The following is a 16,620-nucleotide window of genomic DNA, read 5'->3' as shown; positions in this document are numbered from 1 at the left end:
GGATACCTTCCGGCCCATATGTTCCAGGATCGAAGGGGCCGCGGCCGACGGGAATGATGCAGCAACGGATCGAAGAGGGGCGTCCGATCAGCGTCGGGTTGCTGCTCCTTCCGCAGTTTTCGATGATGGCGCTGGCCTCCGCGAGCGAGCCTCTGCGCGCGGCCAACAGGCTTTCCGGCCGCAAGCTTTACGATTGGTGCCTCCTTTCGCAGGAGGGCGGCGAGATCAGCTCCAGCAGCGGCTTTGAGACGCGCACGGTTTCGATAGACGACGCTCCCCATCTCGATCGGCTGTTCGTCGTCGCCAGCCTCGATATCGAGAGCAAGCGGCCCAAGCCGATCCTCCAGTTCCTTCGCAGGCAGGCGGTGAGCGGAAAGCCTGTCGGTGCCTTGAGCACCGGGACATTCCTGCTCGCCCGTGCGGGACTGCTGGCGGGCAAGCGCTGCACGCTGCATTGGGAATCGCTTCCCCAGTTTGCCGAGGAATTCCCTGAAATCGAGGTCACGCGCGAACTGTATGTCCGGGATGACAATCGATGGACCTGCGCCGGTGGCACCGCCGCCATCGATCTGATGCTCGCCCAGATTTCCGGCGATTATGGCGCCAAGCTCGCCGCCGACACGGCAGAGCAATTTCTGCATACCCGCATTCGGGGGCCTGAAGAACATCAGCGGATGGCGATCCAGTGGCGCTATGGCATCCACGATGCCAGACTTGCCGCGGCGATCGCCATCATGGAGCAGAATCTCGAATACGTCGTTCCGATCGATGAGGTTGCCAAGAGAAGCGGCCTTTCCATCCGCCAGCTGGAACGCCTCTGGCATCAGCATTTCGAGATGACCCCACAGCGGTTCTACCTCAATGTGCGGTTGAACGAGGCGCGCCGGCTGGCGAAGGAGAGTTCCGAAACCATCGCCGCCATCGCGCTTCGCTGCGGATTCGTTTCGGCGTCCCATCTCGGCAGCGCCTATCGGCGCCGATATGGCAACAGTCCCAGTGACGAGCGTCGAAGATCCGACAGCGTCTGATCCCGCGGAATGGCCATTATTGTGCTTCGCCCCCGTGCCTTATCAAATGAGCGTCTTCCGCATGGCGGATTTTTGATACTTCCCGTCGGACATTCGGTTCGAACTTTCCTCTTCATTCCCTAGGATCGGGACATCCTCTAGCGAGGTAGGGGGGAGGATAAAATGGGAACATTTCAATTCATCGGCGAGAATCTGCCGCTGATCTGGACGCGGACGCTGGAACACATCTGGCTGGTCGGCATCTCGATCGTCATCGCGATTTGCACGGGCGTTCCGATCGGCATCCTGATCACGCGAAGCCGTGCGCTTGCCGACCGGGTACTCTACGTTGCGGCGGCCGTCATGACGATCCCGTCCATCGCGCTGTTCGGCCTGCTCATTCCGGTCCTGTCCAAGATCGGCCAGGGCATCGGATTTCTCCCGGCCGTGATCGCGCTGGTGATCTACGCCCAGCTGCCCATCATCCGGAACACCTATACCGCGATCATGAATGTCGATCCGTCCCTGCGCGAGGCAGCGGTCGGTATGGGCATGACCTTCCTCCAGCGTCTGCGCCATGTCGAGCTGCCGATCGCCCTTCCCGTGATCATCAACGGGGTACGGAATGCCGTCGTCCTCAACATCGCCGTCGCCGCCATCGCGACCTATATCGGCGCCGGCGGTCTGGGCACGTTCATATCCCGCGGGATCAGCCAGACCGACCCGCGCCAGCTGCTGACGGGCGCGATAGCCGTAAGCGTCCTTGCCATTGTCGCAGACTTCTCCCTTCTCGCCCTGAGACGGTATCTGACATCTCCAGGCCTTCGGACAAATCCATGATTAGACTTGATCGCCTCACCAAAGCTTTTGGTTCCGTAACCGCCGTCGACGGCGTCACCATGGACGTGCCGTCGGGCGCGGTCTGTGTTCTCCTCGGCCCGTCGGGCTGCGGCAAGACGACCACGATGAAAATGATCAACCGGTTGATCACGCCGACGTCCGGCAAGATCTTCATCGACGGGCGCGACACCTCCACGCTCGACGCCGTGACCTTGCGGCGCTCCATCGGCTACGTCATCCAGCAGATCGGCCTTTTCCCGAACAAGACCATCGAGGACAATATCTGCGTGGTCCCCGACCTGCTCGGATGGGACCGCAAGAAATCGCGCAAGCGCGCGGCCGAACTCCTGGAACTGGTGAACCTCGACCCGTCGGTCTTCCTGCGGCGCTATCCCAAGGAGTTGTCGGGTGGCCAGCAGCAGCGCGTCGGCGTGGTGCGGGCGCTTGCCGCCGATCCGCCGGTCCTGCTCATGGACGAACCTTTCGGCGCGATCGACCCGATCAACCGTGAGGTCATCCAGGACGAGTTCATGAAGCTCCAGGCGGAGCTGAAGAAAACCGTCGTCTTCGTCAGCCACGATATCGACGAGGCGGTCAAGATGGCCAGCCACATCGCCATTTTCCGCGACGGCAAGCTGATCCAGTTCGACAAGCCTGATCATATCCTGGCGAACCCGATCGACAATTTCGTTGCGGATTTCGTCGGCGGCGACCGGACGCTGAAGCGGTTGCGCCTGGTAAAGGTGGCCGATGCCATGCAGGTCGCGCCGGTCAGCGTCGTGGCAGGCGACAGCCTGGAAACGGCCGTGGCGCGGATGGAGGCGAACAACCATACGACCATCGTCATGGTCGGCCCCCGCGGCCGGGCCCGCGGCTTCCTTCACCTCAACGACATCCGTGGCAAGGGAGGCGTCGTCGGCGATCATGTCGAGACCTTGCCGGGGCTGATCAACGTCAACGACGACCTGAGAAACGCGGTTTCCGCGATGTTTTCCCATGGCGTGACCTGGCTTGCCTGCGTCGACGATGAAGGCTTTTACAAAGGCTACGTGACGCAGCGCGGAATAAGCCAGCTCCTTGGTGCGAGTTACCGCGAATGACGACGTCCTCTTCCCCAGCCTCCTCCTACACCAGCATCGTGTCTTCGCTCGCGCTGGTCGCGCTCGGAGCGTGGGCCGCGTCATCCGGTCTTCTCGGCACGATCCTGAGCTATCGCGAGGACATCCTCTATCTGGCCGGCCAGCATCTGATGCTGGTCGCCTATTCCAGCGCCCTGGCGCTTGCCATCGGCCTGCCGCTCGGGATCGCTCTGACGCGCAAGCCCCTGCGCTATCACGCGGACGCGATAACGCAGGTCATCAATCTCGGCACCACGATTCCGACGCTCGCCGTTCTCGCGCTTGCCATGTCCTTTCTCGGCATCGGCGCGCCTTCGGCGATCTTTGGCCTCACCGTGCTGACGCTTCTGCCCATCGTGCTGAATACGATCGCCGGCCTGAGCATGGTGCCCCGCTACCTTGTGGAAGCGGCCACGGGAATGGGGATGACGGACCGGCAGATCCTGTTCCGGGTCGAGTTGCCGAATGCGCTTTTCGTCATCCTCGCCGGCGTTCGGACGGCCATTGCGATCAATGTCGGCACGGCGCCGCTGGCGTTCCTGGTCGGCGGCGGCGGCCTGGGAGAGCTGATTTTCACCGGCATCGACCTGATGGACACATCGATGCTTCTGGCGGGTGCGATCCCCACGGCCATGCTGGCCATCGTGGCGGACTTTGCAATCGGCCAGTGCCAGTACTGGCTGATCCCCAGAGGGGTCAACCCGCTTCGTTAACCAACCAATCGAGCAAAAGGGGAGTGAGACTATGAAGAAACCTGGATTGAAGGGCCTTGTCGCCGGCATCGCCATTGCGCTTGTGGCCGGTGCGGCTGCAGCAAAAGACATCGTCGTCGGCGGCAAGAATTTCACCGAGCAGCAGATCATCGCGGAGATGACCGGCCAGTTGCTGCAGGCAAAGGGGTTCACGGTCGACAAGCGCAGCGGACTTGGAACCGCGCCCCTGCGTCAGGCCCAGGAAGCAGGACAGATCGACGTCTACTGGGAATATACCGGCACGTCGCTGATCACGTTCAACAAGATCACCGAGAAGCTCGATCCGGCGGCCACCTACGCCAGGATCAAGGAACTCGATGCGGCCAAGGGCCTCGTCTGGCTGGATCCGTCCCGGGCGAACAACACATACGGCATCGCCATGCGGAAGGACGATGCGGCGGCCAAGGGGATTTCGACGCTCTCCGATCTGGCGGCGAAAATCGGCGCGGGCGAAACGCTCTCCTTCGGATGCAATGCGGAATTCTATGCGCGCGTCGACGGCCTCAAGCCGCTCGAACAGGCCTATGGCTTCGAATTCGGCCGCGAGAATGTCAAGCGCATGGACACCGGTCTCGTTTACCAGGCCCTGCGGGATTCCCAGATCGACACGGGTCTCGTGTTCGCGACCGACGGCCGCATTCCCGCATTCGATTTCGTCGTCCTCAAGGATGACAAGGGCTATTTCCCGGACTACGCGCTGACGCCGGTCATCCGCAAGGAGGTCCTCGACGCTTCTCCGGAGCTTGCCGATATCCTGAATGGCCTTTCCGCCAAGCTTGACGACACGATCATGGCCAAGCTCAACGCCTCCGTCGATGTCGACAAGCGTTCCGTCGAGGAGGTCGCAACGGGCTTCCTGACCTCCGAGGGTTTCCTCCAGTAACGCAAAGCAGGCTGTGCGTTCCGGCCCCGGCCGGAACGCACCTTCAGGAACAGGTTGGACACGATGCCATTCCTCACGGTTGCCGCCGCTCAGATCCGATGCGTTGCGGGCGATATTCAAGCCAATCTGGCGCTCCATCTCGAAGCGATTAAGGGGGCGCGCAACCGCGGCGCCGATCTGGTCGTGTTTCCCGAGCTCTCCCTGACGGACTATCTCTCCTCGCCGGACGTGCAGGAGCTCGCCCGCATGGTTGATGCGAAGGAGATAGCGGAAATCGCCGCGGCCTCCCGGGGGATCGCCGTATCCTTCGGCTTTATCGAACGCGGGACGGATGGCCTTGTCTACAATACGCAGGCCCTGTTTTCGGAGGGCGAGTTGCGGCACGCCCACCGCAAGATAAACATTCCGAACTACGGGCGGCTTCAGGAAGGCAAATTCTATCGCAAGGGCGGTGCACTGACCTTGGCCGAATTGTCCGGGAACTGGAAAGCCGCAACGCTTATCTGCGCCGATAGCTGGTCGCCCGCCTTGCCCTGGATCGCCGCCCTCCACGGCGCCGATCTCCTGATCCAGCCTATCGGTTCGGCAAGGGGCGTGGTGGACGGAGGGTTCGACAATCCGACGGGATGGGATATCAATCTGCGCCACACGGCCATGACATACAGCCTGCCCACGATCATGGTGAACCACTGCGGAAAGCGGGGAGGCCTGGATTTTTGGGGCGGCTCCCGAATCCTGGACCAGAATGGCCGCGAACTTGCCCGCGCCGGCGAACAGCCGGAACTCGTGCTCGCAAGGCTCGACATAACGAATGTTATCGATGCGCGTCGAAACCTGCCCACCTTACGGGATTCCGACCCGGCGTTCGTGCACAAGGAGCTCGGCCGATTCGTGCCTTCCTCACCCGGGTCGTCCCGGCATGAGGCAAGCTAAACCGCACCGCAATCCTTCAGTTCCGTTCCCAGCGCGCAAGCGTGAAAAACTCCCGCAGGCGGATTGCAATCCATCTGCGGGAGCCACCGGCCTTGCTTGGATATGGCGGCGACGCATGCCATCTCCCGGGCATTGTCATCCCTTATCTGCACCTGCCGCTTGATTTGATGGGCTGAAATGGTGGGCAGCGTACGCTGCCCTTTTCGCCTTTCACCCGAACAGTTGGCCGGAAGGCCGTGGGAGGATTAGCGCGCAAGTCCGAACGCGCTGAAATCGACGCCGAGCGGGCCGGCCAGGTCTTCCGTCGAATCGTGGAGCAGTTCCAGCGCATAGTGCGGGTTATGCACGTGGATGCCCTTGTCGGAGCCGACGAATTTCCAGTTATAGGCGGCCTTCAGCAGGCGCGGCGTCCAGGCGTTGTAGGGCACCGGCTTGCCGTCGGCCTGGTCCGCCACGCCGTCGCCGTTGGCGTCGGTGAAGAAATAGGGATGGTGGCTGCCGTCGTAGAGCATCGGTACGCCCGCCACCTTGCTTGCATAATCCTCCAGCATGCCCTTCAGCCGCCGGGCGTTTTCTGCAATGTCGTGGCGGATGCCCTTCTTCAGGTCGCCGGTGCCGTCGAAGCTGATGCGTGAGATGCGGATATCGGCGGCCGTGCCTGACGCATGACAGGTCAGGCAGGTCTCTTCCGCCACCTGAAGGCTGTGCGGATCATGGCAGGAGACGCAGGTCTCCACGGGCCTGGCATGCAGGAAGCGGCCGGAATAGGTCTTGCCGGCATAGTGGTAGCCGCTGCCGCCGTAGCCGCCGAGCAGGGCCGCCGCGGCCGTGGCATAGTGCGGGTTGATGAAGGTGAGCGCGGGATCGGGCGTGTCGTCGGGCTTGCCCTCGATGGCCTTGCCGACGGTCGCACCGGCCGAGCGTCCCTGGTGACAGGTCATGCACGGCACCTCGCCGGCATTGACGGGATGCCTGACGCCGCTCGGCAGGGCGATCTCGGCGATCGATGCCAGGCCCGTATTGTGGCAGGTCTCGCAATCGACCACGCCGCCGACCGGCACGGGATGCGCCGGTAGGCCGGGCTCGCTGCCGTCGAGGCCGTGGAACGAGCGGAACCCCGCGCCGGAATGACAGACGGAACAGACCGGGGGAATGACGCCGGCCTCGTTCCAGTAGGAAAACGAGACCGACGCGGAATCCGAATGGCCCGATCGCGCCCACGCGGCGATATAGTCGCTCTGCGGAATGGCGATCCGCTCCGGCGAGAACGGTCCCGGTTTCGGTATGACGAAGATCGGGACGTCGCCCGCATTGTCGTTCGCCGACTGCGCCTGTACCGTTGTCGTATGGTGCACAAGCGCGCCCGCGACGGGCGTGAGCGCGAACACAACGGCGGCTGGTATCAGGAATCGGCGCATCGTACCTCACAACGGGCTGGGGATGTGCGGCCTCTGACAGCCGAGGCTAATCGCTTATACCCGTTCGCACAACGTTGCTGCCTTGATCGAAGTCAAGGACGGAGGACGAAACATTGGATTTCCTTGCATCCGGATCGAAAGAGGAAAAGGCAGGCCCGACCATAGAGACCGAGATCACGGATCAGTGCGCGCTCTTCGCGCAGCCGGAAGACGATTTCCGCGTGGAGGTCCTGGTCGCGCGCGGCGCGCGGGTCGCGCAGGGCATGCCCGTCCTGCGCTCGCGCAGGCATCCCGAACTGACCCTTGTCGCCCCCGTCGCCGGCGAAGTTGCGGCCATCGATCTCGGGCCTGGCCGGCGGCTGTCGCGGGTGCTGTTCTTCCATGTGCCGGAGGCCGGGCGCCACCAACACGACGTTGCCGCCGCCGGAGGGGGCGATGCGGCGGCGGTACGGGCGCTGCTGCTTTCCGCCGGCCTATGGCCGTCGTTCCGCTCCCGCCCGTTCGGCCGCATCCCCGCGCCGGGCGAAACGCCGGCGGCCATCTTCGTCATGGCGCTCGATACCCGGCCGGACGCGCCGTCCCCGCGGCTTGCCCTCGACGGGCGCGAGGAGGATCTTGCGACCGGGTTGCGGGCGCTTGCCGGGCTGACGGAGGGGGCCGTCGTCGTCTGCCAGGACCAGGGCCCTGATATCGGCGGCATGGCAGGCCTCGGCGCACGATGCCACATCAGAAAGGTCGCGCCGATCCATCCGCATGGCCTTGCGGGATTCCAGCTTGCCGCCTGTCACCCGGCCGGGCCGGGCCACACCGTCTGGGACATCCATGCCGAAGATGTCGCCGGCATCGGCGCGCTGCTGCGCACCGGCCTGGTGCCGGAGACCCGGCTCGTCTCCGTCGCGGGATCGGCCCTGCGGGAGCGGCGGCTGGTCCGCTGCCAGCCGGGGGCGGATCTGCGTGCGCTGAGCTACGACATCGCCCGGCCCGGCCCCCACCGTCTCCTGTCGGGCTCCATGCTCGATGGCGTCGAAAGCCGCTGGCTCGGCCGCTGGCACCGGCAGGTGACGGGCATCGCGGAGGCCTCGCGCGACGACCGCCTGCACTGGTTTTCGGCCGCCCTGCGCCGCGCGCGGCGGCCGCTGCCGATCATCCCGACCGCCGCGCTCGACCAGGCTTTCGGCGGCGTGCTGCCGGCCGCCCCGCTGGTGCGCGCCATCGCATCCAACGACGCCGAGACCGCGACCCGGCTCGGCGCATTGTCGCTCACCGAGGAGGACATGGCGCTCGCCGACTACGTCACCGGCGCCTCGCCCCGCCTGTCGGCCATGCTGCGCGGCATGCTCGACCGCATCGCGGCGGAGGAAGCGGCGTGACGCGGGGTCTGTGGGACCGGGAGACGGTGGCGCTGATGCTGCTGGCGGCGGCCATGCCGCTCGTCGTCACCTGGCTGCTGGCGACGGGCACGGCCGGGCTCGTGCGCCTCATCTTCGTGCTGGTCGCCGCCGGGCTCTGGCATCTCGCCTTCATGCTGGCGCGTGCCCAGCCGCCGTCCTTCTCCGGCGCCTTCACGGCGCTGGCGATTACGGTTCTGGCACCCGTCGACCTCGGCCTCGTGCCGATGCTCCTCGGCATCAGCTTCGGCGTCGTCGCCGGCGAATTGGCCTTCGGCGGCTGGGGGCGCAACGTGGTCAATCCCGCGACGGTCGCCATCACCTTTCTCGGCTTCGGCTTTCCCGCCGCGTCCTGGCCGGACCTGCCGGTGCAGCTCGGCTGGTCGGTCGCGGCCGTTTCCGCGATCGGCGGCGTCACGGGCGTGATGTCGTGGCGGGTCGTCGCCGCGGCCGCTGTCGTGCTGGCAGCCGGCTGCTGGGGCCTCGCGCTCGAAATGCCGGTGCTGACGGCGGCGGCGGTGGTGCTGGTCCTCTTGGTCTGCGATCCGGTGGCGAGCGCCGGCACGACGCTCGGGCGCTGGCTCTACGGCCTGCTCTACGGCGCGCTGGTGCTTCTCTTCGCCGTCGGCTGGGATGGCGCGCCGCCGGTCCAGGCCGCGGTCTCGGCGGCGCTCATCGCCTCGCTCGCCGCGCCGCTTCTCGACGAAATCGCCATAAGCCTTTGGCTCGCGCGGAGGAAACGCCTTGGCTGATCTCAACCCCGTCTCCCTCTGGCGCCGCTTCCTGACGCTGCCGAACGAAAGCCGGACGAAGACGCTGGCCGTCGCCTTCCTCGTTTCGGCGGTCTGCGCGGTGCTGGTCACCGTCGCCACCGTCATGCTCCGGCCGATCCAGGCGCAGAACCGGGCGGCCGAGCAGCAGGCGCGCCTGGAGGCACTGATCGCGGCCGTTCCGGGCATCTCGGACCTCATCGCGCAATCGGGCGGCGCCGCGCTCTCGACCGTCGTCATCGATCTTGATGCCGGCGCCGCCGCGAGGGAGGTCACGCCCGAAACGCTTCAGGCCGCGCTCGCCGAGCCGGCGAACTGGACGACGCTGTCGGCGGCCGAGGACATCGCCGGCATCGGCACCCGGCCGGATTACGTCCAGATCTACCTGCTGCGCGATGGCGATGCCGTCTCGCTCGCCATCCTGCCGGTCGTCGGGACGGGCTATAACGGGCGCATTCAGGCGCTCATCGCGCTGCGCGGCGACATGCGCACGCTCGCCGGCGTCGCGGTGACGGAACAGGCCGAGACGCCGGGCCTCGGCGCGCGCATCGCCGAACCGCTCTGGCAGCAGGGTTTTGCCGGCAAGCGCATCGCCGACGATACCGGCGCCGTCCGTTTCGCGGTCGCGCGCGGCAAGGCGGGCGGCGAGCACGAGGTGGACGGCATCACCGGGGCGACGCGCACCGGCAACGCGATCACGCAGATGGTGCGGTTCTGGACCGGCCCGAAGGGCTACGGGCCGCTCATGGCGGCGATCCGCCGCGGGGAGTTCTAGCCGATGGCCGCCACGGAAGGGCTCTGGAACACGCTGACCGCCCCGCTCATCCGGCAGAACCCGGTGACGCTGCAGATTCTCGGCATCTGCTCCGCGCTCGCCGTCACCACCTCCCTTGACACCGCACTCACCATGTCGATCTCGCTGACGGTCGTGGTGGTGCTGGCGGCGGGCGTCATCAGCGCCATCGGCCGGCACATCCCCGCCTCGATCCGCCTGATCGTGCAGATCATCATCATCGCCTCGATGGTCATCGTCATCGACCAGGCGCTGCAGGCCTGGTTCTTCGAGCTGAGCCAGCGCCTGTCGGTCTTCGTCAGCCTGATCGCGACGAACTGCATCGTGCTCGGCCGGACTGAATCCTTCTCGCGCAGCAACCCGCCCTTGCCCTCGATGGTCGACGCCCTCGGCAGCGGGCTCGGCTATTCGCTCGTGCTGGTGGCGATCGGAAGCTGCCGCGAGCTGTTCGGCAGCGGAACGCTGCTCGGCCTCCAGGTCTTTCCGCTGGCCGACCAGGGCGGCTGGTTCACGCCGCTTTCCCTGATGCTGCTCGCCCCCAGCGCCTTCTTCCTGCTCGGCGGGCTGGTCTGGGCGATCCGCAGCCTCTGGCCGGAGCAGGCGGAGGCGTCGGAATTCCCGGCTCATGATCTCGGGGAGGAGCGCTGATGGCCGATCTCGGCGCGCTGTTCCTTCGGGCCGTGTTCGTCGAGAACATGCCGCTCACCTATTTTCTCGGCCTCTGCACCTTCCTGGCGCTGTCGCGGCGCACCGAGACCGCCTTCGGCCTCGGCGTCGCGGTCATCGCCGTCATGGGCGTGACGGTGCCGGCCAACCAGCTCATCTATTCGGCCATGCTGGCGCCCGGCGCCTGGGCCTGGATCGGCATGCCGGATCTTGACCTCTCCTATCTCGCGCTCCTCACCTTCATCGGCGTGGTCGCCGCCAGCGTGCAGCTCCTCGAAATGGTGCTGGAGCGCTACCTGCCGCGCGTGCAGGCGTCCTTCGGTGCGTTCCTGCCGCTGCTCACCATCCATTGCGCCATCCTCGGCGGCAGCCTCTTCATGGTGGAGCGGCGCTACGATCTGGCTGAGGCGGCGGTCTACGGCCTCGGCAGCGGGGCGGGCTTCGCGCTTGCCGTCGTCATGCTCGGCGCGATCCGCACGCGGCTCGCCTATGCCGATCTGCCCGCCGGCCTTCGCGGCCTCGGCATCGCCTTCGTGCTGGCGGGCATGATGTCGCTCGGCTTCTCCTCCTTCGCGCAGATGGCGGCGCCATGACGGAGATCGCGCTCGGCACCGCCTTCATCACGCTTCTCGTCGTCGGCCTGACGCTGGCGCTGATCGCCGCGCGGAGCCGGCTGCTGCCGCACGGCATCGTCGGCGTCACCGTGAACGGCGGCAAGCGCATCGACGCGGCGCGGGGCGACCAGCTGCTCTCGGTGCTGCACGAGGCCGGGATCGCCATTCCCGCGGCCTGCGGCGGCAGCGGCACCTGCGGCCTCTGCCGCGTCACCGTCGAGGGGGAGGGGGCGGGCGAATTGCAGGCCACCGAGCGGGGCCTCCTCTCGCCGGCCGAGCGCCGCGCCCATGTGCGCCTTGCCTGCCAGACGCGGCTGCGCGGCCCGGTCGAGGTGACGGTGGCGGCGGACGTGCTGGCCGCCGAATCCTTCCCCTGCCGGGTTCTCTCCAACCGCATGCTGGCGCCGCTGATCCGCGAATTGGTGCTGGAATTGCCCGAGGGCCGCGACTTCCGCTTCCGCGCCGGCGGCTTCGCGCAGCTCACCGCCCCCGCCTACAGCCTCGATTTCGCCTCGCTCGACATCGACCCCGCCCATGCGCGGGCATGGGAGATCGCCGGCTGGCCGGCGCTGAAATCGGTCTCGCCAAGGCCCGTGGTGCGCGCCTATTCCATCGCGAGCCGGCCGGAGGATGCTGGGCGCATCGTCTTCAACATCCGCCTCGCCGTGCCGCCCGCCGGCCACGAGCACGACATCCCGCCCGGCGTGGTCTCGTCCTACCTGTTCTCGCTGCGGCCGGGCGACACGGTGGAGGCCGGCGGCCCCTTCGGCGAGTTCCATGTGCAGCCGACCGGCCGGGACATGGTCTTCATCGGCGGCGGGGTCGGGATGGCGCCGCTGCGGGCCATGATCCACGAGCAGATCGGCCTCGGCACGACGCGCCGCATGGCCTATTTCTACGGCGCGCGCACGGCGGCCGACCTGTTCTATGTGGAGGAGTTCCGGCAGATCGCGGAAAAGCACCCGAACTTCACCTGGACGCCCGCGCTCTCCGATCCCGCGCCCGGCGACCGGTGGACGGGCGCCACCGGCTTCATCCACGAGACGGTCCGTGCCGCGCTCGCCGCGCATCCTGCGCCCGACGAATGCGAATATTATCTCTGCGGCCCGCCGGTGATGATCTCGGCCGTGCTCGCCATGCTCGAACGCCTCGGCGTCGAGCCGCATTCCATCTTCAACGACGATTTCGGAGGCTGATCCCATGATCTTCAGACCAGATCCGTCCGGCCGCCGCCGCTTCCTCGCCCTCGGCGGTGCCGCGCTGCTGCTTGCCAAGGCTCCGGCGCTCGCGCGGGGGGCGGCGCCGGTGAAGGCGCTGTCCGGCGCCGCCTTCGGCACGGGCTGGCGCGTCGTGCTGCGCGACGATGCGGACACGTCCGGCCTCAAGGACCGATTGGACGGCACGCTCGATGCGATCGATCGCGCCTTCTCGCCCTGGCGCGCCGACAGCGTGATCGGACGGTTCAACCGGGGCGATGCCGGGGAGGTGGTCGTGTCCGACGCGGTCGTCGGCGTCACGCGTGCGGCGCTCGCCATCGCCGAGGCGAGCGGCGGGCGTTTCGACCCGACCGTGGGGCCGATGGTTGCGCGCTGGGGGTTCGGCCCGATCGACAGGGGCGAGATGCGGCCTGACGGATGGCGGGAAATCCGGGCGGAGAACGGCCATGTCGCGCGCGCTTCGCCCGGCCTCACGCTCGATTTCTGCGGCATCGCCAAGGGATATGCGCTCGACAGGATGACGGCGGACCTGCTCGACGCCGGCCACGGGGATTTCCTCGTCGATCTCGGCGGCGAGCTTGCCGCGCGGGGGCGGCACCCGTCGGGCCGTGCCTGGCATGCGGGGATCGAGACCCCGCTGCCGGATGCGGACGGCGTGGAAGGCGTGCTCGGGCTCGACGGCATGGCCGTCGCCACCTCCGGCGACCGGCGGAACGGGTACGACCTCGCCGGCCGCCGCTACAGCCACATCATCGACCCGTCGACCCGTGAGCCCGTCGCGGGTGCTCTTGCCTCGGTCTCCGTCCTCATGCCGGCCGCGCTTCACGCCGACGGCTGGGCGACGGCGCTGATGGCGGCCGGTGCCGCGGGGCCGGCGCTTGCGCGGGAGCGGGATATCGCCGCGCTTTTCCTGTTCCGCGCCGGCGGAACGCTCCGGCGCGTGACGACCGGCGCATTCGAACGGCATCTGGTGTGAGGTGAGGACGATGGAAGCGCTTTTTGCAATCGTGATCGTGTGTCTCTCGGCCGGCGGGCTCGCCGTCGGCCTTCTCCTCGGCCGCAGGCCGCTCGCCAGAGGCTGCGAGGGGCTGGCCTGCATCGGCGGCACGCGCTGCGACGGCTGCCCGCATGGCGAGGAAAAGCGATGAACCCGAACGCTGCCGTCGCGCATATCATGCAGACCGATTTCCCCCGGCTTTCGCCCGCCATGCCGATCCGCGAGGCGGTCGCCGTGCTGGCGCGCGCGCCGGTGTCGGCCGCGCCCGTGATCGACGACCGGGGCGCCCTTGTCGGCATCCTCACGGAGAAGGACTGCTTCCGCCCGATGCTCAATGCGAGCTACTACCAGCAATGGAGCGGCAGCGTTGCCGACTATATGAGCGACGCGGTGCGGACGCTGCCGCACGACCTGGACTTCGTCTCGGCGGCCGAGGAATTCCTTGCCCGTTCGCACCGCGTCTATCCCGTCATGCGCGACAGCGTGGTGATCGGCCTGCTCGACCGCTCCGACCTGCTGGCGGCGATCCTCGCCATGTCCGAGCACGGGGCGGCTGCGCTACGACCCGGTTATCAGAACTAGGAGCGGTGGGTCATATCCCTTCAGGACTGCACGTTCGACCGAACCTGGCGTAGAGGTCGGAATGCTGATCGAGGTCGACGCGTTCGCCGCCAACGAGACGGCGGATTCTCCCTTCGATGAGGCGCACAGCGCCGCATGGGACATCATCGATGCGCACCCCCGGAGTGGCGTTTCGGATGGCGGAGCAGGTCGCGCTTTCCTTGGCCAACTCGGCACATCCCGTGCGCCGTCGGATATGGTTCAGAAAAGCGAATGCGGCGGCTTGACGTCGCCTTCCGCATAGCGCGACAGGCGCAGGTCGTGGAGGTCCATCGGCGGCTGGCCGGTGGCAAGCCAGTCCGCTAGGGTCTTGCCAACGATCGGGCCTAGCGCGAAACCGTGGCCGCAGAAGCCGGTCGCGATCATCAGGCCACTCGGGGCGGCCGGCGCGTCCAGCACCGGGATGCCGTCCGGCAGGACATCGATGCCCCCGGCCCAGCGCTCCACGATCTGCACGTTCCTCTGCGAGGGCAGGGCCTTTTTCAGCCGGGCGAGGCAAACGCGGATATCGGCGTCGTTGGCGGCCAGGAGCGGGTCGCGGACACCCACCAGATGGCCGTTCGCGCGCGTTTCCGACCCCGGCAGCCGCTGCCGGATATCGTCGAGGAGGGCACCGTTCAGCTTGAAATTGAAGGACCGGTAGTGCTTCAGCAGCGGTCCCATGTACCATTCCAGGGCGCGCAGATGGCCCAGCGTGACATCGACGTCGACGCGCGCGTCGTTGGCCAGGTTGAAGCTGCCGTCGCTGCGCTGGCGCCAGCCGATCCCGCCGCCGATGCAGGCGACCGCGCCCACGCCCGGACCCGGCGATGTCCGTGCCACCGTTCCCCGCACCTGGTGCTGCGGCAGGGTGATGCCGAGGGACTTCAACACGCGCCAGCTCGCGGTGCCCGCGGTGCAGATGATGCGGTCGCTGCGGATCTCGCCACGTTCGGTTCGCGCCGCGACCACCTTGCCGCCGGCCACGTCGATGCCGGTCAGGCCGCATCCCTCGATGAACCGGGCCCCCATTTCGGCGGCCCTGCGGGCAAAGGCCGGCGCCACCACGCGCGGTTCGGCCTGGCCGTCGCTCGGCGTGAAGAGCCCGCCGATCTGCGGCGCCTCGAAACCGGGCACCAGCGCCCGCACCTCGCCCGCCGAAAGAAGGCGGGTGTCGACCCCGTGCTGCCTGGACGTTTCCAGGCAGGCCTCGTACCGCGCCATCTGCGCGGCGTCATGCCCGACATAGAGGCAGCCGCCCTGCCTCCATCCGATATCCGTCTGAAGCTCTTCCTGGAGGGTGAGCCACAGGCGGTTGCCGGCAATCGCAAGCGGCATCTCGGAGGGATCGCGCCCCTGCTGGCGCACGAAGCCCCATGCGCGGGTCGATTGCTGCCCGGCGATGCGCGATTTGTCGAGGACGACGGCCTTGATGCCTCGCCTGGCAAGATAATAGGCCGTGGCGCAGCCCATGATGCCCGCGCCGACGATCACGACATCGGCGCGCTGCGGCAGGGCAAGGGAACTGGTTTCCGGCTGGATGCCGGTCTCGGCGATGGCGCTCATGGCAAGCCTGTGTCCTGATTGTCGAAGGGGATCGGAGGGGCTGGCCACCGGCCTGCCGAAACGGACTATGGCAAGTCGGCGCTGGACAATCCAATGTCCATTGTGCAACAGATTTATCCGGAAAACGGATAAATAAGGTCGGCCGATGTCCAGGCGATTCCCTCCGCTGGCCGGCTTGCAGGCCTTTCTGGCCGTGGCGCGAACCGCGTCCTTCAGCCAGGCGTCCGAGGTCCTGCACATCAGCCAGAGCTCGATCAGCCGGCAGATCCTGCAACTGGAAAACCACTTTCGCACCACGCTTTTCCTGCGCACCACGCGCCGCGTCGTCCTAACCGATGCCGGGCAGCGGCTTCTGCCCTATATCGAGCAGCTGGTCGGCTTGCTGCTCCAGGCCGATCAGGTCGTGATGCAGCAGCCGCAGAGCGTGACCCTGCGCGTCCATCCCTCCCTTGCCATTCGCTGGCTGATGCCGCGCCTGCCGGAGTTCTACCGCGAGCATCCCCATGTGCGCGTCAACCTCGATACCGCCTGGAGCCGCAGGCCCGACTTCGAACTCGAGGGGATCGAAGGCATGATCGAATACGGGGTCGGCCCATGGCCCAATCTCACCGAGGACCGGCTGTGGGAGGAGCATTTGACGCCGGTCTGCCGGCCGGGCCTTGTCGACGATCTGGCAAGCCGCGGGAGCCTCGACGGCCTCGTGCTTCTGCACATGGACCGGAACCACGAGACCTGGGAACGCTGGGCCGAACGGGCGCAGATCTCCCTTGCCGGGGCACGGCATCTGGTGTTCGACACGCTGGATCTCGCGGTGACGGCCGCCCAGCAGGGCCAGGGCCTTGCGCTCGCCGATCTCGCGCTGGCCGGTGCCGCGGTGCGCGGCGGGTTGCTGGTGCAGGCCCATCCGGTCCGGCTCGACGCTGGTGCGGGCTACAGCCTCATCGCACCGAAGGCCTCAAGTCGCCTCGACGGTTTCTCCCGCCTGCGCGAATGGCTGAAGCAGCAGGCGGAGGCGACGCGCCGCGAGCTGTCGGAAATGTCGAGCCCTTGACGGTGCC

18 protein-coding genes are annotated in these 16,620 nt (G+C 67.0%); 16 read left to right on the top strand and 2 right to left on the bottom strand.

All coding sequences use genetic code 11. The annotated features are described in order from the left end of the window. The first annotated feature begins 53 nt into the window (after window positions 1-53). From EV665_RS11105 to EV665_RS11080, 6 genes are all read left to right on the top strand, one after another. Window positions 54-1,028 carry a GlxA family transcriptional regulator gene (locus EV665_RS11105; RefSeq protein ID WP_210234621.1) on the top strand — a complete coding sequence of 325 codons (975 nt, stop codon included), beginning with the start codon at window positions 54-56 and terminating at the stop codon, window positions 1,026-1,028. A 162-nt stretch (window positions 1,029-1,190) separates the two neighbouring features. Next, window positions 1,191-1,847, top strand: a complete 657-nt coding sequence (locus EV665_RS11100; protein ID WP_064332882.1) for an ABC transporter permease — start codon at window positions 1,191-1,193, stop codon at window positions 1,845-1,847. After that, window positions 1,844-2,947 carry an ABC transporter ATP-binding protein gene (locus tag EV665_RS11095; RefSeq protein WP_064332883.1) on the top strand — a complete coding sequence of 368 codons (1,104 nt, stop codon included), beginning with the start codon at window positions 1,844-1,846 and terminating at the stop codon, window positions 2,945-2,947. Before EV665_RS11100 ends, EV665_RS11095 begins: the two co-directional genes overlap by 4 nt. Next, window positions 2,944-3,678, top strand: coding sequence for an ABC transporter permease (locus EV665_RS11090; protein WP_133034146.1), 735 nt, complete (start codon window positions 2,944-2,946; stop codon window positions 3,676-3,678). Before EV665_RS11095 ends, EV665_RS11090 begins: the two co-directional genes overlap by 4 nt. Window positions 3,679-3,709: 31 nt before the next feature. Next, window positions 3,710-4,600 (top strand): glycine betaine ABC transporter substrate-binding protein, encoded by an 891-nt coding sequence (locus tag EV665_RS11085; protein WP_133034145.1) that lies wholly within the window; start codon window positions 3,710-3,712, stop codon window positions 4,598-4,600. Between the two features lie 63 nt (window positions 4,601-4,663). Then, on the top strand, window positions 4,664-5,533 hold the full coding sequence (locus tag EV665_RS11080; protein WP_133034144.1) for a nitrilase-related carbon-nitrogen hydrolase: 870 nt from the start codon (window positions 4,664-4,666) through the stop codon (window positions 5,531-5,533). A 245-nt stretch (window positions 5,534-5,778) separates the two neighbouring features. On the opposite strand, the gene EV665_RS11075 is transcribed toward EV665_RS11080, so the two are convergent. Continuing rightward, entirely contained in the window at window positions 5,779-6,951 is a 1,173-nt protein-coding gene (locus EV665_RS11075) for a cytochrome C (RefSeq protein ID WP_245507689.1), read from the bottom strand. A gap of 113 nt (window positions 6,952-7,064) precedes the next feature. Between EV665_RS11075 and EV665_RS11070 the strand changes: the two genes are divergently transcribed. The 9 genes from EV665_RS11070 to EV665_RS11035 are packed head-to-tail and all read left to right on the top strand — an operon-like array spanning window position 7,065 to window position 13,978. Next, complete coding sequence (locus tag EV665_RS11070; protein WP_133034143.1) at window positions 7,065-8,321, top strand: Na(+)-translocating NADH-quinone reductase subunit A; 1,257 nt, start codon at window positions 7,065-7,067, stop codon at window positions 8,319-8,321. Next, entirely contained in the window at window positions 8,318-9,091 is a 774-nt protein-coding gene (locus tag EV665_RS11065; protein ID WP_133034142.1) for an RnfABCDGE type electron transport complex subunit D, read from the top strand. The genes EV665_RS11070 and EV665_RS11065 overlap by 4 nt, the downstream gene beginning before the upstream one ends. Further along, complete coding sequence (gene nqrC / locus EV665_RS11060) at window positions 9,084-9,884, top strand: NADH:ubiquinone reductase (Na(+)-transporting) subunit C (RefSeq protein WP_133034141.1); 801 nt, start codon at window positions 9,084-9,086, stop codon at window positions 9,882-9,884. The genes EV665_RS11065 and nqrC overlap by 8 nt, the downstream gene beginning before the upstream one ends. Before the next feature lie 3 nt (window positions 9,885-9,887). Next, window positions 9,888-10,550, top strand: coding sequence for an NADH:ubiquinone reductase (Na(+)-transporting) subunit D (locus tag EV665_RS11055; protein WP_133034140.1), 663 nt, complete (start codon window positions 9,888-9,890; stop codon window positions 10,548-10,550). Next, window positions 10,550-11,161, top strand: a complete 612-nt coding sequence (nqrE, locus tag EV665_RS11050; protein WP_133034139.1) for an NADH:ubiquinone reductase (Na(+)-transporting) subunit E — start codon at window positions 10,550-10,552, stop codon at window positions 11,159-11,161. Before EV665_RS11055 ends, nqrE begins: the two co-directional genes overlap by 1 nt. Beyond that, a complete protein-coding gene (gene nqrF, locus EV665_RS11045; RefSeq protein ID WP_133034138.1) occupies window positions 11,158-12,378 on the top strand; it encodes an NADH:ubiquinone reductase (Na(+)-transporting) subunit F in 1,221 nt (406 codons plus the stop codon). The genes nqrE and nqrF overlap by 4 nt, the downstream gene beginning before the upstream one ends. Before the next feature lie 4 nt (window positions 12,379-12,382). Further along, entirely contained in the window at window positions 12,383-13,375 is a 993-nt protein-coding gene (locus tag EV665_RS11040) for an FAD:protein FMN transferase (RefSeq protein ID WP_133034137.1), read from the top strand. A 10-nt stretch (window positions 13,376-13,385) separates the two neighbouring features. Then, on the top strand, window positions 13,386-13,547 hold the full coding sequence (locus EV665_RS32300) for a hypothetical protein (RefSeq protein ID WP_162853032.1): 162 nt from the start codon (window positions 13,386-13,388) through the stop codon (window positions 13,545-13,547). Then, entirely contained in the window at window positions 13,544-13,978 is a 435-nt protein-coding gene (locus EV665_RS11035) for a CBS domain-containing protein (protein ID WP_133034136.1), read from the top strand. The genes EV665_RS32300 and EV665_RS11035 overlap by 4 nt, the downstream gene beginning before the upstream one ends. Before the next feature lie 240 nt (window positions 13,979-14,218). Here EV665_RS11035 and EV665_RS11025 read toward each other — a convergent pair whose 3' ends face one another. Further along, window positions 14,219-15,562, bottom strand: a complete 1,344-nt coding sequence (locus EV665_RS11025; protein ID WP_133034134.1) for an NAD(P)/FAD-dependent oxidoreductase — start codon at window positions 15,560-15,562, stop codon at window positions 14,219-14,221. A gap of 145 nt (window positions 15,563-15,707) precedes the next feature. Here EV665_RS11025 and EV665_RS11020 point away from each other — a divergent pair, with 145 nt between their 5' ends. Then, window positions 15,708-16,613, top strand: a complete 906-nt coding sequence (locus tag EV665_RS11020; RefSeq protein ID WP_133034133.1) for a LysR family transcriptional regulator — start codon at window positions 15,708-15,710, stop codon at window positions 16,611-16,613. Window positions 16,614-16,620: the final 7 nt, after the last annotated feature.

Source organism: Shinella granuli (assembly GCF_004341885.1).
In the GTDB taxonomy this organism is placed as follows: Bacteria; Pseudomonadota; Alphaproteobacteria; order Rhizobiales; family Rhizobiaceae; genus Shinella; species Shinella granuli.
The sequence above is the reverse complement of the archived record's forward strand: the minus strand, read 5'-3'. Positions and strand labels throughout refer to the sequence as shown.